Source organism: Ciceribacter sp. L1K22, from assembly GCF_017599385.1.
In the GTDB taxonomy this organism is placed as follows: domain Bacteria; phylum Pseudomonadota; class Alphaproteobacteria; order Rhizobiales; family Rhizobiaceae; genus Allorhizobium.
Genome location: NZ_JAGFPK010000001.1, coordinates 401,480 through 427,576 on the forward strand (window position 1 = coordinate 401,480; position 26,097 = coordinate 427,576).

Annotated in this window: 22 protein-coding genes; 15 read left to right on the forward strand and 7 right to left on the reverse strand. The window is 58.4% G+C overall.

Translation table 11 applies throughout. The features are described 5' to 3' along the window. Positions 1-4: 4 nt before the first annotated feature. The 5 genes from J5J09_RS01850 to J5J09_RS01870 all read right to left on the reverse strand — a co-directional run bounded on the left by J5J09_RS01850 (position 5) and on the right by J5J09_RS01870 (position 5,187). Positions 5-1,300 carry a glycosyltransferase gene (locus tag J5J09_RS01850; RefSeq protein ID WP_208548011.1) on the reverse strand — a complete coding sequence of 432 codons (1,296 nt, stop codon included), beginning with the start codon at positions 1,298-1,300 and terminating at the stop codon, positions 5-7. Positions 1,301-1,315: 15 nt separating this feature from the next. After that, positions 1,316-2,374, reverse strand: coding sequence for an ABC transporter ATP-binding protein (locus J5J09_RS01855; protein WP_208548012.1), 1,059 nt, complete (start codon positions 2,372-2,374; stop codon positions 1,316-1,318). Beyond that, entirely contained in the window at positions 2,371-3,150 is a 780-nt protein-coding gene (locus J5J09_RS01860) for an ABC transporter permease (protein ID WP_208548013.1), read from the reverse strand. Before J5J09_RS01860 ends, J5J09_RS01855 begins: the two co-directional genes overlap by 4 nt. 1 nt (position 3,151) lies before the next feature. Further along, complete coding sequence (locus J5J09_RS01865) at positions 3,152-3,958, reverse strand: ABC transporter permease (protein ID WP_208552970.1); 807 nt, start codon at positions 3,956-3,958, stop codon at positions 3,152-3,154. Between the two features lie 161 nt (positions 3,959-4,119). Further along, a complete protein-coding gene (locus tag J5J09_RS01870; protein ID WP_348646404.1) occupies positions 4,120-5,187 on the reverse strand; it encodes a spermidine/putrescine ABC transporter substrate-binding protein in 1,068 nt (355 codons plus the stop codon). Between the two features lie 212 nt (positions 5,188-5,399). Between J5J09_RS01870 and J5J09_RS01875 the strand changes: the two genes are divergently transcribed. From J5J09_RS01875 to J5J09_RS01885, 3 genes are read left to right on the forward strand one after another with little or no spacing between them, the layout of a single operon-like run. Continuing rightward, a complete protein-coding gene (locus J5J09_RS01875) occupies positions 5,400-6,332 on the forward strand; it encodes a GntR family transcriptional regulator (protein ID WP_208548014.1) in 933 nt (310 codons plus the stop codon). Next, the gene (locus J5J09_RS01880; RefSeq protein WP_348646405.1) at positions 6,295-7,647 is read left to right on the forward strand and encodes a glycosyltransferase; all 1,353 of its coding nucleotides are present in this window, start codon (positions 6,295-6,297) and stop codon (positions 7,645-7,647) included. The genes J5J09_RS01875 and J5J09_RS01880 overlap by 38 nt, the downstream gene beginning before the upstream one ends. 18 nt (positions 7,648-7,665) lie before the next feature. After that, the gene (locus J5J09_RS01885) at positions 7,666-9,141 is read left to right on the forward strand and encodes an aldehyde dehydrogenase family protein (RefSeq protein ID WP_208548015.1); all 1,476 of its coding nucleotides are present in this window, start codon (positions 7,666-7,668) and stop codon (positions 9,139-9,141) included. Positions 9,142-9,169: 28 nt separating this feature from the next. Here J5J09_RS01885 and J5J09_RS01890 read toward each other — a convergent pair whose 3' ends face one another. Beyond that, the gene (locus J5J09_RS01890) at positions 9,170-9,403 is read right to left on the reverse strand and encodes a hypothetical protein (RefSeq protein WP_208548016.1); all 234 of its coding nucleotides are present in this window, start codon (positions 9,401-9,403) and stop codon (positions 9,170-9,172) included. Between the two features lie 188 nt (positions 9,404-9,591). Here J5J09_RS01890 and recR point away from each other — a divergent pair, with 188 nt between their 5' ends. Together recR and J5J09_RS01900 are read left to right on the forward strand one after the other, a co-directional pair. After that, a complete protein-coding gene (recR, locus tag J5J09_RS01895; protein ID WP_208548017.1) occupies positions 9,592-10,197 on the forward strand; it encodes a recombination mediator RecR in 606 nt (201 codons plus the stop codon). A gap of 63 nt (positions 10,198-10,260) precedes the next feature. Then, on the forward strand, positions 10,261-11,472 hold the full coding sequence (locus tag J5J09_RS01900) for a lytic murein transglycosylase (RefSeq protein WP_246745887.1): 1,212 nt from the start codon (positions 10,261-10,263) through the stop codon (positions 11,470-11,472). Between the two features lie 10 nt (positions 11,473-11,482). Here the strand turns inward: J5J09_RS01900 and J5J09_RS01905 are convergent, their stop codons facing one another. Next, positions 11,483-13,120, reverse strand: a complete 1,638-nt coding sequence (locus tag J5J09_RS01905) for an MFS transporter (protein ID WP_208548019.1) — start codon at positions 13,118-13,120, stop codon at positions 11,483-11,485. 232 nt (positions 13,121-13,352) lie between these two features. Here J5J09_RS01905 and rimP point away from each other — a divergent pair, with 232 nt between their 5' ends. From rimP to J5J09_RS01955, 10 genes are all read left to right on the forward strand, one after another. Further along, complete coding sequence (rimP, locus tag J5J09_RS01910; RefSeq protein ID WP_208552975.1) at positions 13,353-13,934, forward strand: ribosome maturation factor RimP; 582 nt, start codon at positions 13,353-13,355, stop codon at positions 13,932-13,934. A gap of 51 nt (positions 13,935-13,985) precedes the next feature. After that, entirely contained in the window at positions 13,986-15,581 is a 1,596-nt protein-coding gene (nusA, locus tag J5J09_RS01915; RefSeq protein ID WP_208548020.1) for a transcription termination factor NusA, read from the forward strand. Further along, positions 15,581-16,267 (forward strand): RNA-binding protein, encoded by a 687-nt coding sequence (locus J5J09_RS01920; RefSeq protein ID WP_208548021.1) that lies wholly within the window; start codon positions 15,581-15,583, stop codon positions 16,265-16,267. The genes nusA and J5J09_RS01920 overlap by 1 nt, the downstream gene beginning before the upstream one ends. 100 nt (positions 16,268-16,367) lie before the next feature. Further along, the gene (infB, locus tag J5J09_RS01925; protein WP_208548022.1) at positions 16,368-19,004 is read left to right on the forward strand and encodes a translation initiation factor IF-2; all 2,637 of its coding nucleotides are present in this window, start codon (positions 16,368-16,370) and stop codon (positions 19,002-19,004) included. A gap of 158 nt (positions 19,005-19,162) precedes the next feature. After that, entirely contained in the window at positions 19,163-19,567 is a 405-nt protein-coding gene (gene rbfA / locus J5J09_RS01930; protein WP_208548023.1) for a 30S ribosome-binding factor RbfA, read from the forward strand. 13 nt (positions 19,568-19,580) lie between these two features. Further along, positions 19,581-20,510, forward strand: a complete 930-nt coding sequence (gene truB, locus J5J09_RS01935; protein ID WP_208548024.1) for a tRNA pseudouridine(55) synthase TruB — start codon at positions 19,581-19,583, stop codon at positions 20,508-20,510. A gap of 149 nt (positions 20,511-20,659) precedes the next feature. Continuing rightward, complete coding sequence (gene rpsO / locus J5J09_RS01940; RefSeq protein WP_208548025.1) at positions 20,660-20,929, forward strand: 30S ribosomal protein S15; 270 nt, start codon at positions 20,660-20,662, stop codon at positions 20,927-20,929. Between the two features lie 301 nt (positions 20,930-21,230). Continuing rightward, positions 21,231-23,375 (forward strand): polyribonucleotide nucleotidyltransferase, encoded by a 2,145-nt coding sequence (pnp, locus tag J5J09_RS01945; RefSeq protein ID WP_208548026.1) that lies wholly within the window; start codon positions 21,231-21,233, stop codon positions 23,373-23,375. Between the two features lie 72 nt (positions 23,376-23,447). Beyond that, positions 23,448-24,464, forward strand: a complete 1,017-nt coding sequence (locus tag J5J09_RS01950) for a class I SAM-dependent methyltransferase (RefSeq protein ID WP_208548027.1) — start codon at positions 23,448-23,450, stop codon at positions 24,462-24,464. 93 nt (positions 24,465-24,557) lie between these two features. Beyond that, complete coding sequence (locus tag J5J09_RS01955) at positions 24,558-25,592, forward strand: AraC family transcriptional regulator ligand-binding domain-containing protein (RefSeq protein WP_348646406.1); 1,035 nt, start codon at positions 24,558-24,560, stop codon at positions 25,590-25,592. The last annotated feature ends 505 nt before the right edge of the window (positions 25,593-26,097 follow it).

The following is a 26,097-nucleotide window of genomic DNA, read 5'->3' on the forward strand; positions in this document are numbered from 1 at the left end:
GGTATCAGCCATTGAATTTCCCGCTCTTGACCAGTTCATCAAGAATGCCGGCGGCCTTTTGCGGACCGTTTTGGGCTTGCATGTGAGCGGCGGTTGCCGAAAGTTTTGACTTCATCGCGGGATCGTTGATCATCTGGTCGAGCTTTGCTGCCAGGTCCGCGTCGGTCCAATCGTAGCGTGGCATCTTGAAGCCATGCCCTGTTTCATCCACCCGCGTTGCGTTGTCGTGGCCGTCCCAGACGTAAGGCATGATGATTGCTGGTTTGCCGAAATAGAGGCACTCGGTGAACGAGTTGTTGCCGCCATGATGAATCGCCGCGTCGATCTGTGGGATCACCGACGGCTGTGGGAACCAGCTTTCGATGATGACGTTATCAGGCACCGCTTCGTACTGGTCCTTGTAGTCCCCGACATTGACGAGCGCGCGGTAGGGCAGCTTGCCGATAGTCGCGATGATGCGCTTCAGCAGTTCGGTGTCTCCGGCGCCAAGGCTGCCGAACGAGACGTAGATCAGTGGCTTGTCGTTGTTGGCCTTGAATGTCGGCACCTCGTAGGGCGCCTCCTTGCGCACGCAGCCTTCGAGATACTGGAACCGGTTCGGGGACAGAGGATGCTCGCGCTCGAATTTGACGGGCTCCGGATAGAGCAGCAGGTTCATGAAGGGCGATGCCTCGAAGAACTGGCCGATCGGATAGGCCGCTTCTCCCGTTGAGGCGAGAAAGGCATTGAAGTCGTCATGGATTGGCTTGATGACCTCGTTGAATTTCGTGCGATAGGCCTCATGGCAAGCGTAATCCTTGGCGCCACAGCCCGACAGATGCGGCGGAATCTTCGGGTCCTCGATCTCATTCTCCGAGCAGGAGATGATACGCACCCACGGTGTGCCATACTGTTTGATCGCGGGGAAAAGGATGACGTTGTCGACGCAGATCAGGTCCGGCCTGATTTTGGCCAGCACGCCCGGAAGATCCTTCTGCGCCCATTTGGCGCTATCGACGATTGCTGTCCAGCAATCCTTCACGTAGTTATCGATCTGGTCGTAGGGGCTCTTGCGGAAGTTCGGAATGTGGCCGTTGATGAAGTCTTCCCAGAACTTCGCCATCTGCTCGGCCGGCATCGGTTCTGACAGGTTTACGGGATGGGCCTCGAAGCCGTAGCCTTCATAGACGGAAACGAAGCCGGGGTCGGACAGGAAGACAGCCCTGTGTCCGAGCGCTTCGACAGCCTGGGCTATGCCGACCGAGTTCAATGCCGGCCCGAAGGCCGCCTCAGGAAAAAATGCGATCGTTTTTTGCGACATCGGGCTCCCCTTTTCTTAGTTTCTGTAAATACGGCACTTGGCCGGGTCTATTACCAGGACAATCGTGTCGCCGATTGTATGTGGCGCAGCTGTGTGGGCCGCGATGCGAACCTGAAGTGGCACGTCGGACGCGGTGGTCTTCACGTGGAGAACACGGTCAAGACCGTGATAAGCGACATCGACGATCACGCCGTTCAGACCTTCTCCCGAAGTCGAAAGCCGGATGTTTTCCGGCCGCACTGCGAGGGTCACCGCACCGCCAGTCCCTGGGTCGAGACCGAGGCTGAAACCGGCAGCCTCAAATCGGCCGCCGGTATCGATGTGACCGTCTATGAAGTTCATTACGCCGATGAAATTCGCGACGAAACGATCTCCCGGCTTCTCATAGACCTCTTCTGGAGAGCCGCATTGCAGAAGCTTTCCGTCCCGGAGGATCGCCATGCGGTCGGCCATGACGAGCGCTTCCTCCTGGTCGTGTGTTACGATGATGAACGTAATGCCGACCTCGTGCTGCAGGCGCTTGAGTTCCAACTGCATTCGTTCACGCAGTTTCTTGTCGAGTGCTCCGAGGGGTTCGTCGAGAAGCAGGACCTTCGGTCGTTTTATCAGCGCGCGGGCGAGAGCGACGCGCTGGCGCTGGCCGCCCGAAAGCTGCTCCGGCTTCCGGTTCGCAAATTGCGTCAGGTCGGTGACTGTCATGATCTCATCGACGCGGCGGTCGATCTCATTTTTGCTAAGCCTTTCCATTTCCAGGCCGTAGGCAAGGTTCTTGGCCACGGTCATGTGCGGAAAGAGCGCGTAGGATTGGAACATCAGGTTCAACGGGCGCTTTTCGGGCGCCAAGGGAGCGATATCCGTTCCTTCGAGCAGGATGCGTCCGCCCGTAGGGTTCTCGAACCCTGCCAGCATGCGTAGAAGCGTGGTCTTCCCGCAGCCCGACGGACCGAGGAGCGCGAAGAACTCGTTTTTGCGGATATCGAGCGAGACGCCATCGACGGCCATGACAGGACCGAAGCTTTTGCGCAGGCCATCTATCTTCAAGATCGTCTCATTTGTGGAGCGGCTGTCCGTCATTGCATCTGTTCTTTGTTGAGCCATTGGGAGATGAGCAGTGCGGTGGCGCTGACACCCATGACGATCGTCGCGAGCGCGTTGATTTCAGGGGTGATCCCGAAGCGGATCATCGAGTAGATCTGGATCGGCAGGGTGATCGAGGATCGTCCGGCGCCGGCGGTGAAGAAGGCGATGATGAACTCGTCCACGGAAAGCGTGAAGGCGAGCAACGCTCCTGCCACGATTGCGGGCAGAAGGACCGGAAAGGTGACGCGCCAGAACGTGGTCCAGCCGGAGGCTCCAAGATCGCGTGAGGCCTCGACGATCGAATAGTCGAAATTCTTCAGCCTTGCCCGCACGACCGAGCATACGAAGGCGAGGTCGAAGATGACGTGGCTGATGATGATGGTATGCAGCCCGAGCGTCAGGTTCAGTCGGGAGAAGAACGAAAGCAGTGCCACAGCGAGCACGATGTCCGGTATCACCATGGGCGCGAAGGCGAGTGCCTCTAGGCCATTGCTTTTACGGCGTCGTGCCTCCATGCCGATTGCCAGCATCGTGCCCAGCGCGGTCGAAATTAGCGTCGCGAAGATGGCGACGATGAGGGTGTTCCATGCGGCACGGAGGATCTCCGCATTGCGGAAGAGCTCACCGTACCATTTGGTCGAGAAGCCCGACCAGGTGGTCGGCAACCCAGCCTCATTGAAAGATAGCATCACGAGCACAGCAATCGGCAGGTAGAGGACGCTGAAGACAAGGACCAGAACCATTCGGCCCGGAAGACGCGAATTGGTCATCTCACAAATCCTTCCCGCCGGCCCGCTCGCCACTTGCGTGAGCTGTTGCCTTTGCCTGGAACATCAACAGCGCGACCATGATCGCGATCAGCGCCATGCCGAGCGCGGCTCCGAAGGGCCAGTCATTTGCCGTCAGGAACTGATCGTAGACCACATTGCCGATCATCTGGAAGCGCCCCCCACCAAGCAGGGCGGGCGTCACGAAATTGCCTATCGAGAGAACGAAGACGAAGACACCACCTGCAGCAACGCCGGGCAGGGTCAGCGGCAGGGTCACGCGGAAGAAGGTTCGGACTGGCCCGGCGCCGAGGTCGCGAGAAGCTTCCATCAGTTCCGGGTTCAGGCGCGACAACGTCGAGTAGATCGCGAGAATAACAAATGGCAGGTAGTTATAGACAAGCCCGACGATGACTGCACCTTCGGTGTAAAGAAGCGACAGCTCTCCATTATACCCGAACTGGCGCAGGAGATTGTTGAACAGGCCTTCCCGGTTCAACAGCACGATCCAGGCATAGGTCCGGATCAGATAGTTCGACCAGAACGGTAAAACGGCAAAGAACAGCAGCATTGGCTGGCGCGTCCGCGGCGCTCTGCTTATCGCATAGGCGGCAGGGTAAGCGATCAGGATCGCGAGGAGCGTTGCAAGACCGGCGATGCGGGCCGATGTCAGAAAGATCTTGGCGTAAAGGGGGTCGGCAACCCGGACGAAGTTTTCAAGATTGAAATTATACTCGATGCCACCCCAGACGCCGCGCTCGAAGAAGGCATAGCTCAGGATCAACACGCATGGCGCTACCATGAAGGCCATCAGCCAGCCTACGGCCGGCGCAGCAATCAGGTTCGGTCTGTTCGCCTGGTATGACACGAAAGGAATGCCTCTGGGATTAGCTCAGCGCGGCAGCAAAGCGAGTATAATCATAAGTACGGGGAACAGGCCGCCTTTCATCGAGAAGACGGCCTGGGTCAGGCTCAGTTCGCAGCCTTGATTTCGCTGACGATACGCGAGTAATCCCTTTGAGCATTGCCCAAGTCACGCAACAGTTCGTACTTTGTAAGCTCTTCCGGCGTCATCGCCATGTTCGGGTATTGCTCGAACAGGGCCTTGTCCAGGCTGTCCATTGCCGCCTTGTTGGGCACCTTGTAGAGGATGTTCTCTGCGGCCCAGGCATGGTTTTCGGCGGCCAGGACGAAGTTGATGAACTGCATCGCCTTGTCCTTGTTCTCCGAATTCTTCATCACGACGATGGTATCGATCCAAAGGTCGGAGCCCTCCTTCGGCACGACATACTTAATGTCTGCATTTTCGCCGATACCGTAATTGCACCACCCGTCCCACGCGTGCACGAGCGAAGCCTCGCCGGAAACGAGTTTGGAGTAGAACGTGGTATCGTCGTAGGCAAGAAGCGTCTTCTTTGCCTCGATCAGAAGGTTTTTGACTTCTTCCAGCTTCGCCGGATCCGTTTCGTTGACGGAATACCCCTTGGCAAGTTCCCCCGCCGCCATCAGCCAGCGGTCGGTTGCGAGCATTGTGGTTTTGCCCTTGAGATCATCCTCCGGTTGCAGCAGGTTCATCCAGCTGTCCGGAGCGGTCTTAACGAGATCGGAGCGATAGCAAAGCCCGGTGGAGCCCCAGGTATAGGGAACTGAATAGGCATTGCCCGGGTCGTAGGCCAGATTAGACGCCTCGGGATAGAGGTTGGCGATGTTCGGAATTGCTGCCTTGTCGAGTGGCTCCGCGAGACCTTGAGCATTGAGGATTTCGGCGAACGGCGAGGAGACGAACACGATGTCGTATCCCTTGCCCTGGCTCGCCATAAGCTTGCCCATGATTTCTTCGTTGGTGGCGTGGTTGACCACCTCAATCTCGATACCGGTTGCCGCCTTGAAGGTGTCGGCGATGTCGGGCGCCATGTAGCCGTCCCAGTTCGAGATAACCAGATCTGCGGCCTGGGCAGCCTGAAGGCTGCCAAGAACGAATACGCTCGCCATGAATTGCGTGCTCGCGGCCTTGAGCACGGACAGGTCTTTCGCTTTCACGGAAAACTCCCTTGTTTCGTTTGTTCCAACCTCTTCGGCGATGCCGCTTTGCACGGTCGTTTTCCGCCTTTCCATAAACGGTACTATTTTTTAAAAAAATACGTCAATAGGGATTCTCACCTTTTGCGAATTTGGCGAAAATTGGATATTGGTGGCTTGCTTAAAGCTACGTATCTCGTCACGTTGTGCTTGGAACTCAGGAACGGAGCATCATGGCAACGGATCAGCGGCGCCCGCATCACCGCCATGTCGAATTGGCGCAAAAAGTACTGGATATCGCCATTGAGCGTGGAATGTCGCCGGGAGAGCGTCTTGCGGAGCAGGCGATAGCGTCGCTTTGCAATGTGTCTAGGACGCCTGTTCGCAAAGCGTTCCAGATACTTGCTGATCGTGGATTGCTGACCGCGGACAGTGAGGGTGGCTATGTCCTTGCTGCCGACCCCGTCGCTATCACGAGGCTCGATGATGCTGAGGGCGGCGAAGCGGAGGCCGACCTCTCAGGTGCCATACTCCGTGACCTGGCGGCCGGTCGAATTCCTGAGATCCAGACAGTCGCGGCACTTCAGCGACGCTATGCGGTGTCGCGTCTGGCGGTACAAAACGCGCTAATTAAGCTGTCGGAGGACAATCTCGCCGAGCGGGGCGCCGGTCAGCAGTGGGTGCTCAAGCAATTTGCAGTGAGTGCCGAGGCAGCGGTTAAAAGCTACGAGTATCGGCTGGTCATGGAGCCGATGGCGTTGACTTTGCCCGATTTCAAGCGTGACACATCCGCCTTGATGTCCTTGAGGCAGTCGATGCTTCTTCTCAAGGGTATGGATGAGTTCAATTTCGACCGTCGCCTGTTTGAGCGGACGGATCTCGATTTTCACATGTTGGTGGCCAGGGGCTGCGGAAACCCCTTTGTGGCGGAAGCCCTTGCTAGCCACCATCGGCGGCGCCGCGCTCTCCCCCAAGTGGTTCACATAAACAACTATCGACTGATGCAATCGAATATTGAACATATGCAGATACTCGAGCAGATCGAGCGGGGACAGATGGAACTTGCCGCCAATTTGATGCGAGTCCATATACAGCTTTCACAGACGCAGAAGCCCCGAATCGCGGGCCGTGGCGTCCCTCCCGCCTTCAAGCTCGTATCGCGCTAACTGCTGCGAAGATCGTATGGTACAGCCCAAGACCATCGCCCTCTTTCCTGAAGCGAGCTTCGGCGCGGCGCTGAATTGCGTGGGCATCGCTCAGGAATTGCGGCGGCTTGGCGCGCGGCCAGTGTTCATCTGCCATCCCGGCTTCAGCGGTGTTTTTTCGGAGTACGGCTTTCCGGAGTATCAACTTGAGGATGCCGGCCCGACCGGCCCGACCGACTGGAACGATTTCATTTCCAAACATCAGGACGCATTTCGTCAGTCGCCGTTCGATCAGTTGGAATCCTATGTCGGTCCGACCTGGGATGCGATCGTCGATACCGCGATCCGGGCGGAGGAACCCCTTCGGCAGCTTCTGTCCCGTTTGAAGCCGGATGCTATCGTTCTCGACAACGTCGTCATGTTTCCTGCGATCGCGAATTGCGGGGTGCCATGGGTTCGGATTGTTTCTTGCGCCGAGACCGAGATCGGCGACCCTCTCGTTCCACCCCATCTTTCAGGTTGTGCCGAGACGCGTGATCAGGAATGGGATCGCTTTACCGTGACGTATGAGAAGGTTACGGCGCCTGCGCACAGACGCTTCGTGGCCTTTTTGCAGGAGTGCGGACTGAAATCGCCAGCGGCTGGATCGTTTCTGGATCCTTCGCCATGGCTTAATCTCCTGCTCGCACCAGACATTATCAGGCACCAACGACAACAGCAGCTGGACCCGCAGAAATTTGTATTCCTTAACGGTTGCGTGCGTCAGGAGGCGGCGTGGCTGCCTCCGCGATTTGCGAGCCACAACGAGGCGCCGCTTGTTTTAACGAGTTTCGGGTCTCTCGGCGCTATGGATGTCGACATGATGAAGCGGATGATCGGCGTGTTCGAGACGCTGCCGTTTCGCTTTCTTGTGAATGCTGGCCACTGGCGCGACGACTATACCCAAGTGCCGGACAACGTCTTCATTGATAGTTGGTTTCCGCAGCCCTCCGTGGTCGCCCAGTCGGGACTGTTCATTCATCACGGCGGCAACAACAGCTTCTGCGAGGCACTTTATTTCGGCGTCCCATCCCTCGTCATGCCCTATTGCTGGGACGGACATGACAACGCGCGTCGCGCTGAGGAGACGGGCGTGGGTCTTAGCCTCGGCCGCTACGACTGGGATGAAGCGGCACTTGGAACAGCAATATGTAAACTGCTCAAGGACGTCCCGATGCGGGAACGTCTCAAGGCGAATGCTGCGTTGATGCAGCAGGCTGAGGGCACCAAGAAAGCTGCCAAGTCAATCATGGGACTTTTTGAGAAAAGCAGAATGCCGGAGCAAAAAGCCGGCTGATCCAGAAGGGAAAAGGGTATGCGGGACAAGCTTTTCATCGACGGAAAATGGGTGGCGCCCGTCAAAGGGGGACACTTCCCGGTCATCAATCCGGCAACCGAAGAAATCTTTGCTCATGCTCCGGCTGGTACCGCCGAGGACATTGATTTGGCCGTCGCAGCTGCGCGCCGGGCATTTGATACCGGAACGTGGCCCAGGATGTCGGGGACTGAACGCGCCCGGTACATAAGGGCGATCTCCGAAAAGATACTCGAGCGCAAGCTGGATCTTGGGCGGCTCGAAGTAATGGACAACGGCAAGCCATTGCCCGAAGCCGTCTGGGATATGGAAGATACAGCCGGTTGCTTCGCATTCTATGCGGGCCTCGCCGAAGAACTCGACAGCAATTCCGAAGATGCTGTCTCTCTGGCGGAGCCGCGCTTCTCTTCCAAGGTCGTGCGCGAGCCGATTGGCGTTGCCGGTGCCATCATTCCGTGGAACTATCCACTTTTGATGGCTTCATGGAAGGTCGCGCCGGCACTCGCAGCCGGGTGTACGATGGTGCTGAAGCCCTCCGAGCTTACTCCGCTGACGGCGCTGGAACTTGCGGCGATCGCCGAAGAGGTAGGTCTGCCGGATGGCGTCTTGAATATCGTAACCGGATATGGGGCCGATGCCGGGCAACCGCTTTCCGAACACGCCGGTGTCGACAAGCTGGCGTTTACCGGGTCCGTGCCGACCGGTTCAAAAATCATGCAAGCCGCCGCCCGCGATATCAAGAACGTCAGCCTGGAGCTGGGCGGCAAGTCGCCTTTCGTCGTTTTCGCCGACAGCGACATCGACAAAGCGGTCGAATGGATCATGTTCGGTATCTTCTGGAACCAAGGACAGGTCTGCTCGGCGACCTCCCGGGTTCTAGTCGAGGAAAGCATTTATCCTCGTCTGATGGAACGGCTGATCGCCGAAACGGCAAGGATCAGCATCGGCAACGGTCTCGACGATGGCATCCTGCTTGGTCCTCTCGTTTCGAAAGGACAGCATGACAAGGTACTGGCGATGATCGGTCGCGGTTTGAGCGAGGGAGCCAAGGTCGCGCATGGCGGCAAACGCCCGGTTGGGCTTGATAGAGGCTACTTCTTGGAGCCGACGATCCTGACGGACATGGACGAAGACAATTTTGTCTGGCGCGAGGAGATCTTCGGTCCGGTGGTCTGCGTCAAGCCATTCAAGGATGAGGCCGATGCAATCCGCATGGCCAACGATAGCCGGTTTGGCCTGGCCGCCGCCGTGATGTCGAAGGACAAGCAGCGCTGTGAGCGGGTCGCCCGCGCTTTCCGCGCAGGAATCATCTGGATAAATTGTTCGCAGCCGACATTCACGGAAGCACCGTGGGGCGGCTACAAACAGTCCGGTATCGGCAGGGAACTCGGTAAATGGGGGCTCTCGAATTACCTCGAAGTGAAGCAGATTACTTCGTTCAACAGTGATGAGCCGTGGGGCTGGTATATCAAGTGACCAAAAAGCCGAAGAGCGGGTATGGCCGTCAATCTTGATCCCGCTCTTCGGCTTCGCTCGGTAAAGAGTTCTCTGCGATCCGCCGATCGTACATGATGAGCAGTTCGTAAGCGGCGTAGCCGGCAGCGGCAAAGAAGGCGATCGCCCATCCAACGGCGTTGTTGGAAAGTTCCACGAGTCCCCATGCGGCCGGCAACAGAACGGTCAGCCATCGGCGCCAAGCCGGTTTGAAGAATGGATGTTTCGGATCGAGAATCTGCACGGTCACTCCTTCCCATGTGATGACATGACGTATTCCGGAAACGCCATTAAAGTCAAAACGTCCCGAATGACGAAGCCACCTGTCGAGACGCTCACCCTGATCCCCGGGTAGAGAGCGGTGTACTTATTTCGGTGGCCGACGTTTCTTAGGAGATTCCGTAGCGGGATGATATCGGCTAAAAGCGCCCAATGGCAAAACGAGTCACCGGTCCCGAAATCGAAAAACTGATCCAGCTTCTGGCCAAGGTGCCTGGGCTTGGACCGCGATCCGCACGACGCGCGGCGCTGCACCTGATCAAGAAGAAAGACCAGCTGATGGGCCCTTTGGCGAGAGCCATGGGTGAGGCTCATGACAAGGTGAAGGTGTGTTCGAGGTGCGGGAATGTCGATACGATCGACCCCTGTACCGTCTGCACCGACGATCGCCGCGACCAGTCTGTCGTCATCGTGGTGGAGGACGTTTCCGATCTCTGGGCGCTTGAGCGCGCAGGCGCGATGAACGCCGCCTATCATGTTCTTGGTGGAACGCTGTCGCCGCTCGAAGGTGTTGGTCCCGAAGACCTGAACATCCGGACTCTGGTTGATCGGGCCGCCGAAAGTGGAGTTCGCGAAGTGATCATAGCGGTCAATGCGACGATCGAAGGACAGACCACTGCTCACTACATCATCGATCAGCTGGCGGGACTGGACATCAAGATAACTCGTCTTGCCCACGGCGTTCCCGTTGGTGGCGAACTCGATTATCTCGATGAGGGTACGCTATCAGCGGCCTTGCGGGCCAGAACGACAATCTGACTGTAAGGTCGAAAAAGAAGAGACGGAGGAGATGCCATGCGTCGTCTGCTGTTGACAGCCGTCATGATTTTCATCTGTTTGTCCGGTTCTTCTTTCGCCGTTGACCGGGCATCGGTCGAGCGGCAGTTCCAAGACTGGGTAAAGAGCGACCTGTGGCTGATGGCGCAGAAGGCCGGGATCAGCCGTGGTGGCTTTGACGATGCGACCGCCCGACTCACTCTCAATTGGGATCTTCCCGATCTTGTTCCGCCCGGGACGAGCCCACCGAAGGAGCGTAAGCAGACTCAGGCGGAGTTTTCGTCGCCGGGAAGCTACTTTTCCGAGAAGCGACTCCAGGGGCTGGCGGCGACAGGCAGGCGGCTTGCCGGTCAACATGCTGCGACCTTGAGGAAGATTGAGTCGGCATACGGTGTACCCGGTGAGATCGTGGTCGCTATCTGGGGACGCGAATCCGGTTTTGGCCAGGCGAAGCTTCCCTACCCGGCACTGGAGGTCTTGGCGACGAAGGCATTTATGTCAACGAGAAAAGACCTCTTCCTCCGAGAGCTGATTTCGGCCCTGCATATTATTGATGGCGGCGATATCGCGGCCTCAAAAATGTATGGGTCCTGGGCGGGTGCGCTTGGACAGCCACAGTTCCTGCCGACGAGTTTTCTGAAGTACGCAGTTGATTTCGATGGCGACGGGCATCGTGACATCTGGACCTCGGTGCCGGACAGCTTGGCCTCCATAGCAAACTACCTGGCAAAGAGCGGCTGGCAGAGTGGCCGGGACTGGGGTTTCGAAGTCCGTATCCCGCCTGGGGTGACCTGTGCGCAGGAGGGGCCAGATCGGACGAAGCCGTTGTCGGTATGGTCATCGGAAGGCATAACCCGCTTATCCGGAAAACCTTTCCCGAAGAGCGAGACAGATCGGGACTTTATGATGCTGGTTCCGGCAGGAACGCATGGTCCTGAGTTTCTGGTGACGTCGAACTTCTACGTCCTCAAGGAATACAACAATTCGGATCTTTATGCCCTGTTCATAGGCAATCTCGCGGATCGCATCGCGTATGGCAGCGGTGCTTTTGGCGCCTCGTGGGGCGATGTCGGCAAAATGCTGCGCTCAGACGTGCTTGCCATGCAGAAGGCGCTTGTCGCGAAAGGATATGACGTAGGCAATGTCGATGGACTTCCGGGTTACAAGACGCGACGCTCTCTTGGAGATTGGCAAAGCCGCAACGGCATGCAGCCCACCTGTTTTCCTGATGCCGGGCTGAAAGCAAAACTGCGTTGAGGGCCGGCGTTCAATGTGGCTCGATATGCTGGTGGAAGACGTCGTCGGATGGCGAGATTGCCTGCCGCTCGATCATCCGGTGCACGCGGGGCCTTGATGCGCCGCGATGCAAGGCCAGTAGCTGGTCGGCGTTTTCGGCATCTTGCTGAGTCCGCCGCTGGTTGTGTCGGACATAGTCCACCCAGGTAGGCGTGTGGTATGTCTCGATCCAGAGATGAGGATTTTCGAGATCTCGCATCAGTGTCCAGTTTCGCGCACCGTCGCGGATACGGATCCGCCTTCGTTCGATCATGAGGCTGAGAAACACGTTGAGATCGGAGTCGTCGATTTCATAGTCAATCTGAATAACGATAGGACCACTCCGGGGTCTGATGTCGAGCGCGAGCGGTGGTTCGTTGAAACGGTTCAGCGGGTTGAGGTCCAGCGAAGCCATCGCCGGCATTGGAAGGCGAAACCCTATAGCAAGCCCGACCAGCATCAGCAGGCTAGAGGCGTGAAGCGCATTGGCGGGGCCGTAGCTTTCGGCAAACATCCCCCACATCCAGCTTCCCGCCGCCATTCCACCGAAGGTGGCTGTCTGGTAGAGCGAAAGGGCTCGTCCAACGACCCATCTGGGGGTCGATAACTGGACAACAGTGTTGAACAGCGACAGCGCCAGAACCCAGCACGCTCCGGCGATCATCAGCGCCAGGCTGCTGACCAAAGTACTCGAGCTCGCACCGATGACAGCCGCCGCAAGCGCAAAACCGGCGAACGAGACGCGGACGATGTCCTCGCTGGACAGAAGTTCCCTCAGCCTCGCGCTGGAGACGGCGCCGCCGATCGCGCCTGCGCCGAAAGCGCCGAGCATTAAACCGTAGGTCAACGGACCACCGTCAACGAGGTCGCGCGCCACGATCGGCAGGAGCGCCATGATCGCGCTTGCGGTGAGGCCGAACATAAAGCCGCGAAACAACACTTTTCCAAGGTTCGGTGACATCGAAACATAGCGCAGGCCCGCCGCAATCGCGCTTCCGAGGCGTTCCCTAGGTAGGGTCGACCGGCCTGAGTCTGGCTTCCAGCGCCACAGCGCGTACATAAGCGCAAAATAGCTGAGGCTGTTGGCGGCAAAGGCCGCCGCCGCGCCTGCCGTTGCAACAATCACGCCACCGATGGCCGGGCCGACACTGCGCGTGATGTTGAAACCCATTGAGTTGAGGGATACCGCAGCCGGCAAGTCGTCCCGGCCAACCATGTCTCCGACGGAGGCCTGCCAGGATGGATTGTTGAGAGCTACGCCACAGCCGATCATGAAGGTAAAGGCGAGAAGCCCCCATGGGCCGATGAGATCCAGATACGCAAAGGTGGTCAACAGCGCCGAGACCACAAACATGAAAATCTGGGCCGACAGCATGACACGGCGTCGATCAAAACTGTCCGCGATTGCTCCGGAAGCAAGCGAAAACAGCATGATCGGCAGCGTGGTGGAGGCTTGCACAAGTGCCACCATGTTTTCCGACGTAGAGATGGACGCCATCATCCAGGCTGCCCCAACGCCCTGGATGAGCCCACCGAGATTCGATGCGATGCTCGCGAACCAGATGCTGCGAAATGTGCTGTTTCCAAGCGGAGAAAGGATTGATTTTCTGGTTGCCACCGGGGTGTCCATTGGCTCGTTACGTCTAAAATGGTATCATTAGCACTGCGGAGATTTGATGGTCCCTAGCGATCGATATTCTGCGGACCGAAAGGCCGAAGCTTGCAATCCCGCCGGGCGGTATGTATATAGGGCTAAATTCTTGATCGACAGATGAAGAGTGGGCCCGAAAGGACCCGCTCTTTTTTGTTGGCGATCGATCCATGCGGCAGGCTGCCGAGGAGTATGACGATTGTCGGATGCAATGCCACTGGTTAACGAACCAAGACTGGTTGTCGAAACGGGTCTCGACCGGCGTATCGCCGAAATAATAGAGCCGGTTATGACCGCCATGGGATTCTTGCTCGTGCGCGTCCGCCTTATGAACCAGAATGGCCTCACCCTTCAGATCATGGCGGAACGCGCGAACGGCACGATGACGGTGGAGGACTGCGAGGAACTGTCGATGGCTGTTTCTCCTGTTCTAGACGTGGAGGATCCAGTCGATAAAGCCTATCACCTCGAAGTGTCTTCGCCGGGCATAGACAGGCCAATGGTGAGAAAGTCCGACTTCAGCCGTTGGCAGGGTCATATCGTGAAATGCGAGACGTCTATTCTGATCGATAGTCGCAAGCGGTTTCGCGGCAAGATTCTCAATGTTGCTGATGACGGGTTTACCATCGAGCGCGATCAGGTAGCGTATGGTGAGCAGCCATCCGTTGACATTCCGTTCAGCGCTCTCGCTGAGGCGAAATTGATCCTGACGGACGACCTTATCCGTGAGGCTCTCAGAGCCGACAAGCTGGCGCGCGAGAGCGCGGCAAACCAGAACGACGAATCCGAATAACAGGCATCAAGGGCCGCCGGAATTCTGGCAGGCAGATGGAGACAAAAGACAATGGCAGTCAGTGCAAACCGACTCGAACTTTTGCAGATCGCAGACGCGGTCGCCCGGGAAAAGGTGATCGACCGCGAGATCGTTCTCGCGGCGATGGCCGATGCAATTCAAAAGGCTGCGCGGTCGAGATACGGCAGCGAAACGAACATTCGCGCCGATATCAATTCGAAGACCGGTGAAATCCGGCTGCAAAGGCTGCTCGAAGTCGTGGAAAAGGTTGAGGACTACTCGACCCAGATCGCCATTGAGCTGGCTCGTGACCGGAATGTTGATGCGAAGATTGGCGACTTCATCGCCGACCCTCTGCCGCCGATGGACTTCGGCCGCATTGCCGCGCAGTCTGCCAAGCAGGTTATCGTCCAAAAGGTTCGCGAAGCCGAGCGTGACCGTCAGTTCGACGAGTTTAAGGATCGCATTGGCGAGATCGTCAATGGTACGGTCAAACGCGTTGAATACGGCAATGTCATCGTCGATCTCGGCCGTGGTGAAGGTATTATCCGTCGTGACGAGATGATTCCGCGCGAAGCTTTCCGCTATGGCGACCGCGTGCGCGCCTTCGTTTACGACGTGCGGCGCGAACAGCGCGGCCCGCAGATATTTCTGTCCCGTACCCACCCGCAATTCATGGTGAAGCTCTTCACCATGGAGGTTCCGGAAATCTACGACGGGATCATTCAGATCAAGTCCGTTGCCCGCGATCCGGGCTCGCGTGCGAAGATCGCGGTAATCTCGAACGACTCGTCGATCGATCCCGTGGGAGCCTGCGTTGGTATGCGCGGCTCGCGCGTCCAGGCTGTCGTCGGTGAACTCCAGGGAGAAAAGATTGACATCATCCCCTGGAGCCAGGATCCGGCATCTTTTATCGTGAACGCCCTGCAGCCGGCCGAAGTGTCGAAGGTCGTTCTGGACGAAGATGCGGAACGTATCGAGGTAGTTGTTCCCGACGAACAGCTGTCGCTCGCAATTGGTCGTCGTGGCCAGAACGTTCGCCTCGCGTCCCAGCTCACGGGCTGGGATATCGACATCATGACCGAGCAGGAAGAGTCCGAGCGGCGCCAGAAGGAGTTCAATGAGCGCACCAACCTCTTCATGGACGCGCTTGATGTCGATGAAATGGTCGGCCAGGTTCTGGCATCCGAAGGTTTCGCTCAGGTGGAAGAACTGGCCTATGTGGATCTCGACGAGATTGCGTCTATCGACGGCTTCGACGAAGACACCGCAAATGAGATCCAGACCCGCGCTCGCGAATACCTCGAGAAGATCGAGGGCGAGATGGATGCAAAGCGCAAGGAACTCGGCGTATCAGACGAGCTGCGCGGAATTGATGGCATGACCTCGCAGATGATGGTTGCTCTCGGCGAGGACGGCATCAAGACGATCGAGGACTTTGCAGGCTGTGCCGCCGACGACCTGGTTGGTTGGACGGAACGCAAGAACGGAGAGACCAAGAAGTATGAGGGGCTGTTCTCCAAGTTTGATGTTTCGCGCGCCGAAGCTGAGAATATGATCGTGCAGGCCCGTCTGGCGGCCGGCTGGATCACCGAGGAAGATCTCGCAGAACCGGCGGCTCAAGACGGCGAAGAGCAGGAAGGCTGATGGTCGCTCGATCTGAGCGACCCTCGAACAAGCCGGAGGATGGCGAGGTGTCTGAAGCCAACGAGCGGACGTGTATTGTCACGCGCGAAGCGGGGACACCTGAGACGCTCATCCGCTTCGTTGCCGATCCCGGCGGACGGGTTGTCCCGGATATCAAGAGGGAGCTGCCGGGACGCGGCTGTTGGGTCACGGCACGTCGTGACCTGGTAGACAAAGCCGTCTCACGCAAGGCTTTTGCGCGTGCGTTGAAGGCTGATGTTGTCGCCGATGCGGAACTGGGTTTGATGGTCGACCGACTGCTGAGCAGTCAGTTGGCCGGAATGATGAACCTCGCCCGAAAGGCGGGGCAGTTCGTGACAGGCTCCGCCAAGGTGGAACTCGCTGTTCGGACAGGAGAGGCAATTGCTGTCTTTCACTCCACGGAAGCGGCAGCCGATGGGGTCCGAAAAATAAACCAGGCCCGCAAGGCCTGGCATCTGGGGATGGAGACTGAGGCGGAAATCCCGTCCTACAGTCTGCTGTCGGGGGACGAAATGGACGCTCTTTTGGGCGAGAACGCGTTTATCCATGCCGCAGCGCTTGCAGGGCAGGCGGGTGAGGGTGTAGTGAAACGCGCAAACCTGCTTGAGCGTTACCGCGGTGGCGAGCCGGGCATGCGGCGCGTTGCTGGAGCGACGAGACTATGACGCGGTCACCGGCCAAGGCCGGCTTCTGCGGAATGCGACAGGAATTGTACGATCGGTGATGACGGTTCAATCCGTTCCCGATCTGAAGGAACGGAACGGAATGACCGATAACAAAGACGACAAGACAATCAGCGTAACGGGAAAGAAGACCCTCACCCTCAAGCCATCGGGCGTGAGCCAGGGCACCGTGCGCCAGGATATGGGTCGCGGTCGTACCAAGGCAGTTGTGGTTGAAACCCGCAAGCGTCGCCTTAATCGTCCGGAAGATGAAAAGCCGATTACTCCGATTGCGCCGAAGCCGCCTGAGGCTGCGCCGACGCAGACTGCGGCTCCGCGTCCGCAGCCTGCGACTCCGGCCCCGCGAGTTCACCAGCCAAGCCCGCCGCAGCAACCGACCCAGCACCAAAGATCGCGGGTCAACGTGCTGCATGACCTGTCGGCAGGGGAGATGGAAGCGCGCCGGCGTGCTCTCCAGGAAGCGCAGGCTCGTGACGTAGAAGAGGCAAAACTTCGGGCGCAAGAAGAAGCGCGTCGTCAGGCCGAAGAGGAGCAGGCACGTATCGCCCGGGCGGAGGAAGCCAAGCGCGAGGCAGAAGCGGTCCGCGAGGCCGCACCCGCCGTGGCTGAGGCCCAGGCTGCGGCTCCGTCTGTCGCTCAACCGCGGTCGGCTGAGACTGTCAGGCCTGCGGCACCTTCTGCCCCTGCTCTTCCCGTTCGCGGCCGCAAGGTCGGTGACGAGGAGGAGGACGATCGCGGCTCGCCCCGAGGTGGGCCGGGTCGTGGTCGCGTGGCGGCTCCGGCCCCAGCAAAGGTCCCTGCTCGTCCGCGAACCGACGATGAACGTCGGCGCGGCAAGTTGACGATCACGACGGTCGGCGATGACGAGGAGGGCAGCGCACGCGGCCGGTCGCTTTCCGCGATGCGCCGCCGCCAGGAGAAGTTCCGCCGCAGCCAGATGCAGGAACCGCGCGAGAAGGTCATGCGCGAAGTGATCCTGCCCGAAACAATCACCATTCAGGAGTTGTCGCAGCGCATGTCGGAGCGTGCGGTTGACGTCATCAAGTACCTGATGAAAGAAGGCCAGATGATGAAGCCGGGTGACGTCATAGACGCCGACCTTGCGGAGATCATCGCCACCGAATTCGGCCACACTGTAAAACGCGTGTCTGAATCGGATGTTGAAGAAGGTATCTTCAACGTGGCCGACGAAGAGGGTGAACTGCAGTCGCGTCCGCCGGTGGTGACCATCATGGGCCACGTCGACCATGGCAAGACCTCGTTGTTGGATGCAATACGCGAAGCGAATGTTGTTGCTGGTGAGGCCGGTGGCATTACCCAGCACATCGGCGCGTATCAGGTCGAACAGAACGGCCAGAAGATCACCTTTATCGACACCCCCGGCCATGCCGCGTTTACCGCGATGCGTGCTCGTGGCGCCCAGGCAACAGACATCGCCATTCTTGTGGTCGCGGCGGACGACAGCGTCATGCCGCAGACGATCGAATCGATCAACCATGCCAAGGCGGCAGGTGTGCCGATCATCGTGGCGATCAACAAGGTCGACAAGCCGACTGCCAATCCGCAGAAGGTCCGTACCGAGCTTCTGCAGCATGAGGTATTTGTCGAATCCATGGGCGGTGAGGTTCTTGATGTCGAGGTGTCGGCAAAGAACAAGACCAACCTCGACAAGCTGCTGGAAGCGATCCTTCTGCAGGCGGAAATTCTTGACCTGAAGGCAAATCCGAACCGGACCGCCGAGGGCACTGTTATTGAAGCCGAGCTTGATCGCGGTCGCGGTGCGGTTGCCACTGTTCTCGTACAGAAGGGAACGTTGAAGCCTGGCCAGATCATCGTTGCTGGCGAGCAGTGGGGTCGTGTGCGCGCGCTTGTGAACGACAAGGGCGAGCACGTGAAGGAAGCCGGGCCGGCCATGCCGGTCGAGGTCCTCGGCCTGTCGGGCACGCCGCATGCCGGTGATAAGTTTGCTGTCGTCGAAAACGAAAGCCGTGCACGGGAAATTTCCGAGTACCGTCAGCGTCTGGCCCGCGACAAGGCGGCCGCGCGTCAGTCCGGTTCGCGTGGCTCGCTTGAGCAGATGATGAACCAGCTGCAGACCTCTGGCGTGAAGGAATTCCCGCTGGTGATCAAGGGCGACGTTCAGGGTTCGATTGAAGCAATTGCCGGTGCGCTGGACAAGCTGGGTACCGACGAGGTTCGTGCCCGTATTGTGCACTCCGCAGTCGGTGGTGTTACGGAATCGGATATCTCATTGGCGGAAGCGTCCGGTGCGGCGATCATCGGCTTCAACGTTCGTGCCAATTCACAGGCCCGCTCCCTCGCCGAGCGCGAAGGCATCGAGATCCGTTACTACAACATCATCTACGACCTGGTGGATGACGTGAAGGCGGCGATGTCGGGTCTGCTGTCGCCGGAACGTCGCGAGACCTTCCTCGGCAATGCCGAAATTCTCGAGGTGTTCAACATCACCAAGGTCGGCAAGGTTGCAGGTTGCCGCGTTGTCGAGGGGAAAGTCGAGCGTGGTGCTGGCGTGCGCCTTGTGCGCGACAACGTCGTCATCCACGAAGGCAAGCTCAAAACGCTCAAGCGCTTCAAGGACGAGGTCTCGGAAGTGCCGGTCGGCCAGGAGTGTGGTATGGCCTTCGAAAACTACGAAGACATCCGCGCGGGCGACACGATCGAGTGCTTCCGTGTCGAACACGTCACGCGTACGCTCTGATACTGGGCGTTTCGAACCAAGACTTTATCGAGCGCCGGGTTTTCCGGCGCTCGCTGTTTATGGGATTGGGTCTTCGCCTCTCGCTGGACCTCGAAAAACAGACGGCATGACGTGCACGGCCAGAACCATGGTCGCCTCATGCGAAAGGCAATTGAACCATGACTAGAGCAACCTCATCGGCACCTTCGCAGCGCATGCTGCGCGTCGGCGAGCAGGTGCGCGCCGCCATCACGCAGGTCCTGCAGCGCGGCGAAGTCCGCGACGATGTGATCGAGAAAACGGTGATATCCATCTCTGAGGTACGCATGTCGCCGGACCTGAAGATTGCGACCGCCTATGTGACGCCGCTTGGCGTCAAGGACCACGACATGGTGATCGCCGCGCTGAACAAGAACGCCAAGTTCATCCGCGGGCGGCTGGGTAATCAGCTGCGCCAGATGAAATACATGCCGGAAGTGCGGTTTCGAGATGACACGAGCTTCGACAACTATCAGAAGATCGATGCACTGCTACGCTCGCCAGAGGTTCAGCGTGACCTCGGCTCCGACGAAGATCAAGACTGAGAAAAGACCTTAGATGTCCAAACCCCGCAAGCCGAAGGGCCGCCCGATCTCGGGCTGGCTCATTCTCGACAAGCCGGTCGATTTCGGCTCGACTGAAGCCGTGGGCAAGATCAAGTGGCTGTTCAATGCTCAGAAGGCCGGTCACGCTGGCACGCTTGATCCACTCGCATCAGGCATGTTGCCGATCGCACTCGGCGATGCAACGAAAACCGTCCCCTATGTGATGGACGGACGGAAAATCTACGAATTCACTGTGACCTGGGGCGAAGAACGCTCGACGGATGATCTGGAGGGCGAAGTCACGCAGTGCTCGGATCGGCGGCCGACCGAAGAGGCGCTCCGCGCGATTCTACCGAGCTATGTCGGCACCATCAGCCAGATTCCGCCGCAGTTTTCGGCCATCAAGATCGCCGGTGAGAGGGCCTATGACCTTGCGCGTGAGGGTGAGACGGTGGAGATCCCGTCGCGGGAGGTTGAGATTTATCGACTGACGCTCCTGCGATGCGAGCCTGACAGGGCGCAGTTCGAGGTCGAATGCGGCAAGGGCACCTATGTGCGCTCGCTTGCGCGGGACTTCGGTCGCGAGCTCGGCTGCTATGGCCACATCTCTTCGTTGCGCCGAACTTTGGTCGCGCCCTTTGCCGAGGACATGATGGTGCCGCTTTCCGAGCTTTTGGCGCTGGAAGCCGTCGAGGATCGGGAAGAACGGCTTGCAGCTCTCGATGCTTTCCTTGTCGATACGGCTGAAGCCTTGTCTGCCCTGCCGCAGCTCCGGATCACTGAAGATCAGGCGCATCGGCTGAAGATGGGCAACCCGATCATCCTTCGCGGACGTGATGCGCCGGTCGCCGAACCGGAAGCAGTTGCTCTTGCGGGCGGCAAGCTCATCGCTATCGGCGAGATAGCTGGCGGAGAATTCCATCCAAGGCGGGTGTTCGGCTGAACCCATCCGTCGCCCGCTCTTTCCTTTCTTGTAAGAAAGGAGTATAGGCGGCGGCAGCTGGCACTTCGGGTGCCCGCGTTCACGGCCAATGCTGGACGACATCCCGGCTTTTGGCGTCCCTGTTTCCCGTAATCCAGAAAGGATTTCCGATGTCGATTACTGCCGAGCGCAAGTCTGCCTTGATCAAGGAATATGCAACGAAGGAAGGCGACACTGGATCGCCGGAAGTTCAGGTTGCAATTCTGACCGAGCGCATCAACAATCTCACCGAGCATTTCAAGGGCCACAAGAAGGACAATCACTCCCGACGTGGTCTTCTCACTCTCGTATCGAGCCGTCGTTCCCTTCTCGACTATCTCAAGAAGAAGAACGAAGCCCGCTATGCCGAGTTGATTGCGCGTCTGGGCATTCGCCGCTAAAAGTTTCGGCGGGTCCCGCGTGGGACCCGCCGATTTTCGTCGGACACTTATGATCCGATGACACGTCGGTGGTATGCCGCCGGCCGAAATGGTGGTCCGGATGGGCCGGAGCCGCCAGAAAACAACCGATGACCTGTCATGGGGCAGGATTGTTGGACGCTTCCGCATCCTCAAGGATGCATAGGCGGCAGACGCCGCGCCAGAAGCATCCCACTGTCTTGCCCGTGATGCGTCAGCACATTGCAGACCGACCCAGCCTGCCCCATCGGCAGGAGGAACGTCCGCATATGAAGGACAAGATATGTTTGATACGCACAGCGTCGAAATCGAGTGGGCAGGCCGCCCGCTGAAGCTCGAAACCGGCAAGATCGCCCGTCAGGCTGATGGTGCCGTTCTCGCCACCTACGGTGAGACCGTGGTTCTCGCCACCGTCGTTTCGGCCAAGGCGCCGAAGCCGGGTCAGGACTTCTTCCCGCTCACCGTCAACTACCAGGAAAAGACCTATGCCGCCGGCAAGATCCCGGGTGGCTACTTCAAGCGCGAGGGACGTCCGTCGGAAAACGAAACGCTGGTTTCGCGCCTGATCGACCGTCCGATCCGCCCGCTGTTCCCGGAAGGCTACAAGAACGACACGCAGGTCGTCGTCACCGTCATCCAGCATGACCTCGAGAACAACCCCGACATCCTGTCGATGGTTGCCACCTCGGCAGCGCTCACCCTTTCTGGCGTTCCGTTCATGGGCCCGGTCGGTGGCGCCCGCGTCGGCTACATCAACGGCGAATACGTGCTGAACCCGCATCTCGACGAGATGGACGAGTCGGTTCTCGACCTCGTCGTTGCCGGCACGCAGGACGCCGTTCTGATGGTTGAGTCCGAAGCCAAGGAACTCAACGAAGATATCATGCTCGGCGCCGTCATGTTCGGCCACAAGGGCTTCCAGCCGGTCATCGACGCGATCATCAAGCTCGCAGAAGTGGCTGCCAAGGAGCCGCGCGAATTCGAACCGGAAGATCATTCCGCTCTCGAAGCCGAAATGCTCTCGATCGCCGAAACCGAACTGCGCGCAGCCTACAAGATCACCCAGAAGGCTGATCGTTACGCCGCTGTCGACGCCGTCAAGGCCAAGGTGAAGGCACACTTCTTCCCTGAAGGCGAAGAGCCGAAGTACACCAACGAAGTCGTTGGTGCCGTCTTCAAGCACCTGCAGGCGAAGATCGTTCGCTGGAACATCCTCGACACCAAGAGCCGCATCGACGGCCGTGACCTGTCGACGGTTCGCCCGATCGTATCGGAAGTCGGCATCCTGCCGCGTACGCACGGATCTGCCCTCTTCACCCGCGGCGAGACGCAGGCGATCGTTGTCGCCACGCTCGGCACCGGCGAAGACGAGCAGTATGTCGACAGCCTGACCGGCATGTACAAGGAACGCTTCCTGCTGCACTACAACTTCCCGCCCTACTCGGTTGGTGAAACGGGCCGCATGGGTTCTCCGGGTCGTCGCGAAATCGGTCACGGCAAGCTAGCATGGCGCGCTATCCGTCCGATGCTGCCGTCGGCTGAACAGTTTCCGTACACGCTGCGCGTTGTCTCCGAGATCACCGAGTCGAACGGCTCGTCCTCGATGGCGACCGTTTGTGGCACCTCGCTCGCTCTCATGGACGCTGGCGTTCCGCTGGCCAAGCCGGTTGCCGGTATCGCCATGGGCCTGATCCTGGAAGGCGAACGTTATGCCGTTCTCTCCGACATCCTGGGTGACGAAGACCACCTCGGCGACATGGACTTCAAGGTCGCCGGTACTGCCGACGGCATCACCTCGCTGCAGATGGACATCAAGATCGCCGGTATCACCGAAGAGATCATGAAGGTCGCGCTTGCCCAGGCCCAGGGCGGCCGCAAGCACATCCTCGGCGAAATGGCGAACGCGCTGTCGGAAAGCCGTGGCCAGTTGGGCGAATTCGCTCCGCGTATCGAAGTGATGAACATTCCGGTCGACAAGATCCGTGAAGTCATCGGTTCGGGCGGCAAGGTCATCCGCGAAATCGTCGAAAAGACCGGTGCAAAAATCAACATCGAAGACGACGGCACCGTTAAGATCGCCTCGTCCTCTGGCAAGGAAATCGAAGCGGCACGCAAGTGGATCCACTCGATTGTTGCTGAGCCGGAAGTCGGCGCGATTTACGAAGGCACGGTCGTCAAGACCGCGGACTTCGGCGCTTTCGTTAACTTCTTCGGTGCCCGTGATGGCCTCGTCCATATCTCGCAGCTTGCGTCCGAGCGCGTTGCAAAGACCCAGGACGTCGTCAAGGAAGGCGACAAGGTCTGGGTCAAGCTTATGGGCTTCGACGAGCGCGGCAAGGTTCGCCTGTCCATGAAGGTCGTCGACCAGACAACGGGTCAGGAAATCGTTGCCGAGAAAAAGAAAGACGAGGGCGAAGCCGCCGAATAAGGCGGGCTTTATTCGCAATTCGGGGCGCGGGAGAAATTCCGCGCCTTTTTCGTTATCCAAAGAGCTGTCGCCATGTCACGTGAAACGCTGAAGACCCTTTTTCATCCCTTTTTAACCGAAGTCCTGCCGATGCCGGGCAAGGGAAAGCGCTATCTTTTCCTCGGCGCGGAGGCTGGCGAAGCTCGGCCCGCACAGTTCGAGGCGGACATCGACTGCATTCAATCGCAGCGGCCGCAATTCTTGAAACTGCAATCCACCGGCGCAAGGGTCCGACCCGACATCGCCGGTAGTGATTATGACGGTGCCTTGATATTGGCTGGTCGCCACCGTGCCGAGAACGAGAACTTCGTTGCGGAGGCTATGCATCGAGTGAAGCCTGATGGATGGGTCGTGATAGCCGGTAGCAAGGAAGACGGTATTCAGTCCCTCAGGAAGCGGCTGCACGGCTTGGGACTTCAACCTGAGCATATGCCGAAGTTCCACGGTGTTGCCGTCTGGGTCAAAGTGCCTTCAGATCCGCAGCCGATTGCCGAGGCGCTGAGCGCGCGCGAAGTTTTGGTGGAGGGGCTATTTCACACCGCTCCGGGCATGTTTTCCCACGAGCGGATTGACGAGGGATCGGAAATGCTCGCCTCTCGGCTGCCCACCGACTTCGATGGCAATGCCGCCGACTTCGGCGCCGCCTGGGGGTATCTGTCGGCGATGCTTGCCGCGCGTGCCCCGCGGACCGCGAGCATTGATCTTTTCGAGGCGGACTACGCTGCGTTGGAAGCGGCCAAGCAAAACATGAGCGAAGGCTATCCCGCAATGCTGGCGCGCTTTCACTGGCACGATCTGGTTGGTGAACCGGTAAAGTCGAAGTTCGATCTCATCATGATGAACCCACCGTTCCACCAGGGCCGAGCCGCAGAGCCGGGGCTCGGACAAGCCTTCATTCGGACTGCGGCGGCGAGCCTCAGGCCAGGTGGATCTTTGATGCTTGTCGCCAATCGTGGGCTTCCCTATGAAGCGGTATTGGCCGAGAACTTTAAGAGCCATGGTGAAACCTGCAGGAACGCGAGGTTTAAGCTTCTGTGGGGCAAGCGTTAGCATCGAGCGCTAGCTTCAATGTGACGTCGCACTCGACAATGAACGGCCCCAGGCTTAACCTACGGCGCCAGCTGGTTAACTCTGGGCGCCATCGTGTCAAATTTGACGAAAAGTCTGACGGATGAGATCACCAGCGTCGCGGGTATTGCCTCGGCGGTGTCAGCCCATGCGATGTCATATGGTATTGATATTGCTCCCATCTGCAGGGCACTCGACATTGATCCCGCACTGTTTCAGAGCCTGACCGAACGTATCAGCCTCGACCGCTTGTGCAGGTTGCTTGAGGCCTGTTCTGTATTGTCCAACGACGAGGCATTCGGGCTGCGTTGCGCCGAAAAATTTGTGGCCGGCTCCACCGGGCCGTTTGGCTATGGTCTCATGGCCGCCCCGACGGTGAACCGTTTCCTGCATTTCCTGGAAGATCACGTACAGTATGCGACGCATACCAGCTTTTTTAAACTGGCTTTAGGAGAGAAGTTTGTCGAGCTGGCTTGGACATTCGCTCCGGTGATTGTTAAGAGAGATCAGTATGTTGATATGTCTGTAGCCCTTGTCATGCAGCGGCTCCGTGACATCGTCGCAGGCAAGTGGGAGACGGTCGAGATGGATTTGGAGCGCCCTCGGCCGCGTAACCTCCAAATTTTTAAAGAGCTTCTGGCAAGGCGGATAAATTTCGGCGCTAAGATCAATAAGATTCGTGTACCGACAGAGCTGCTGTCTCTGCGCAACCCACGCGGAGACGAGAAATTGTTCAATCTAATGGACATACAGTGCCGGTCTATGAGACCGACGGAATCTGTCGGAAGCGATAGCTTCGTTGATCAGGTCCGTAACTACATGATGCTGCGGATCGCAGATCCTGCGATTTCCCTCAGAGACATAGCTCCATACTTCGGTATATCGGAGAGGACGTTCCAGCGACGCCTGTCGGAGCATGATACGAATCTAAATGACATTCGCGATCAGGTGAGGCGAGACCTTAGCCTGCGCCTGCTGACTGACAGCGAGCTTCCAATATCGGAAATATGCTATCGGCTCGGATATTCCGCTCCCAGTGCCTTCACTCGTTCTGTAACACGTTGGTTTGGAACGACACCTAAGGCCATGCGCGAAAGGCGGGCTGGCTGATCGGCGCTACCGGCCGCGATGTGAAGTTTTTGGCGTAAGACGTGAATTGCTCATTCAGCCGTTGGGTGTATATAGCCGGCCAAGTTGACGACGCGAGAAAGCGTCGGCGTTTCCCTTCACACATCAATACGACGCACGGCCGGCATACGGCTCGTTGCGTCATGCGGCAATGAGAATGCAGGAATCACACCTTTCGCATCAAGTCCAACGTCTCTCGCTTACGGATATTGAGGTTGAGTGTCTTTATCAGGTGGCGGAAGGGCGAAGGATCGATGATATCGGGGCCTCCCTCACTCAGGACAGGATGACTGCGGAGCGGCATTTGGCAAATGCACAGGACAAGCTAGGCGCACGCAACCTATTGCACGCGGTAAGCTTGGCTCTCGGCCTCGGGATTTTTGACGGCAAAAACGGATAGACCGGGGCAGGAGGGCTTTTGCCCGTCCTGGCGGACCATGCCCCGGTTGATCGCCTGACGCAGCATGAGGTTGCGTCAGGCTTCTTC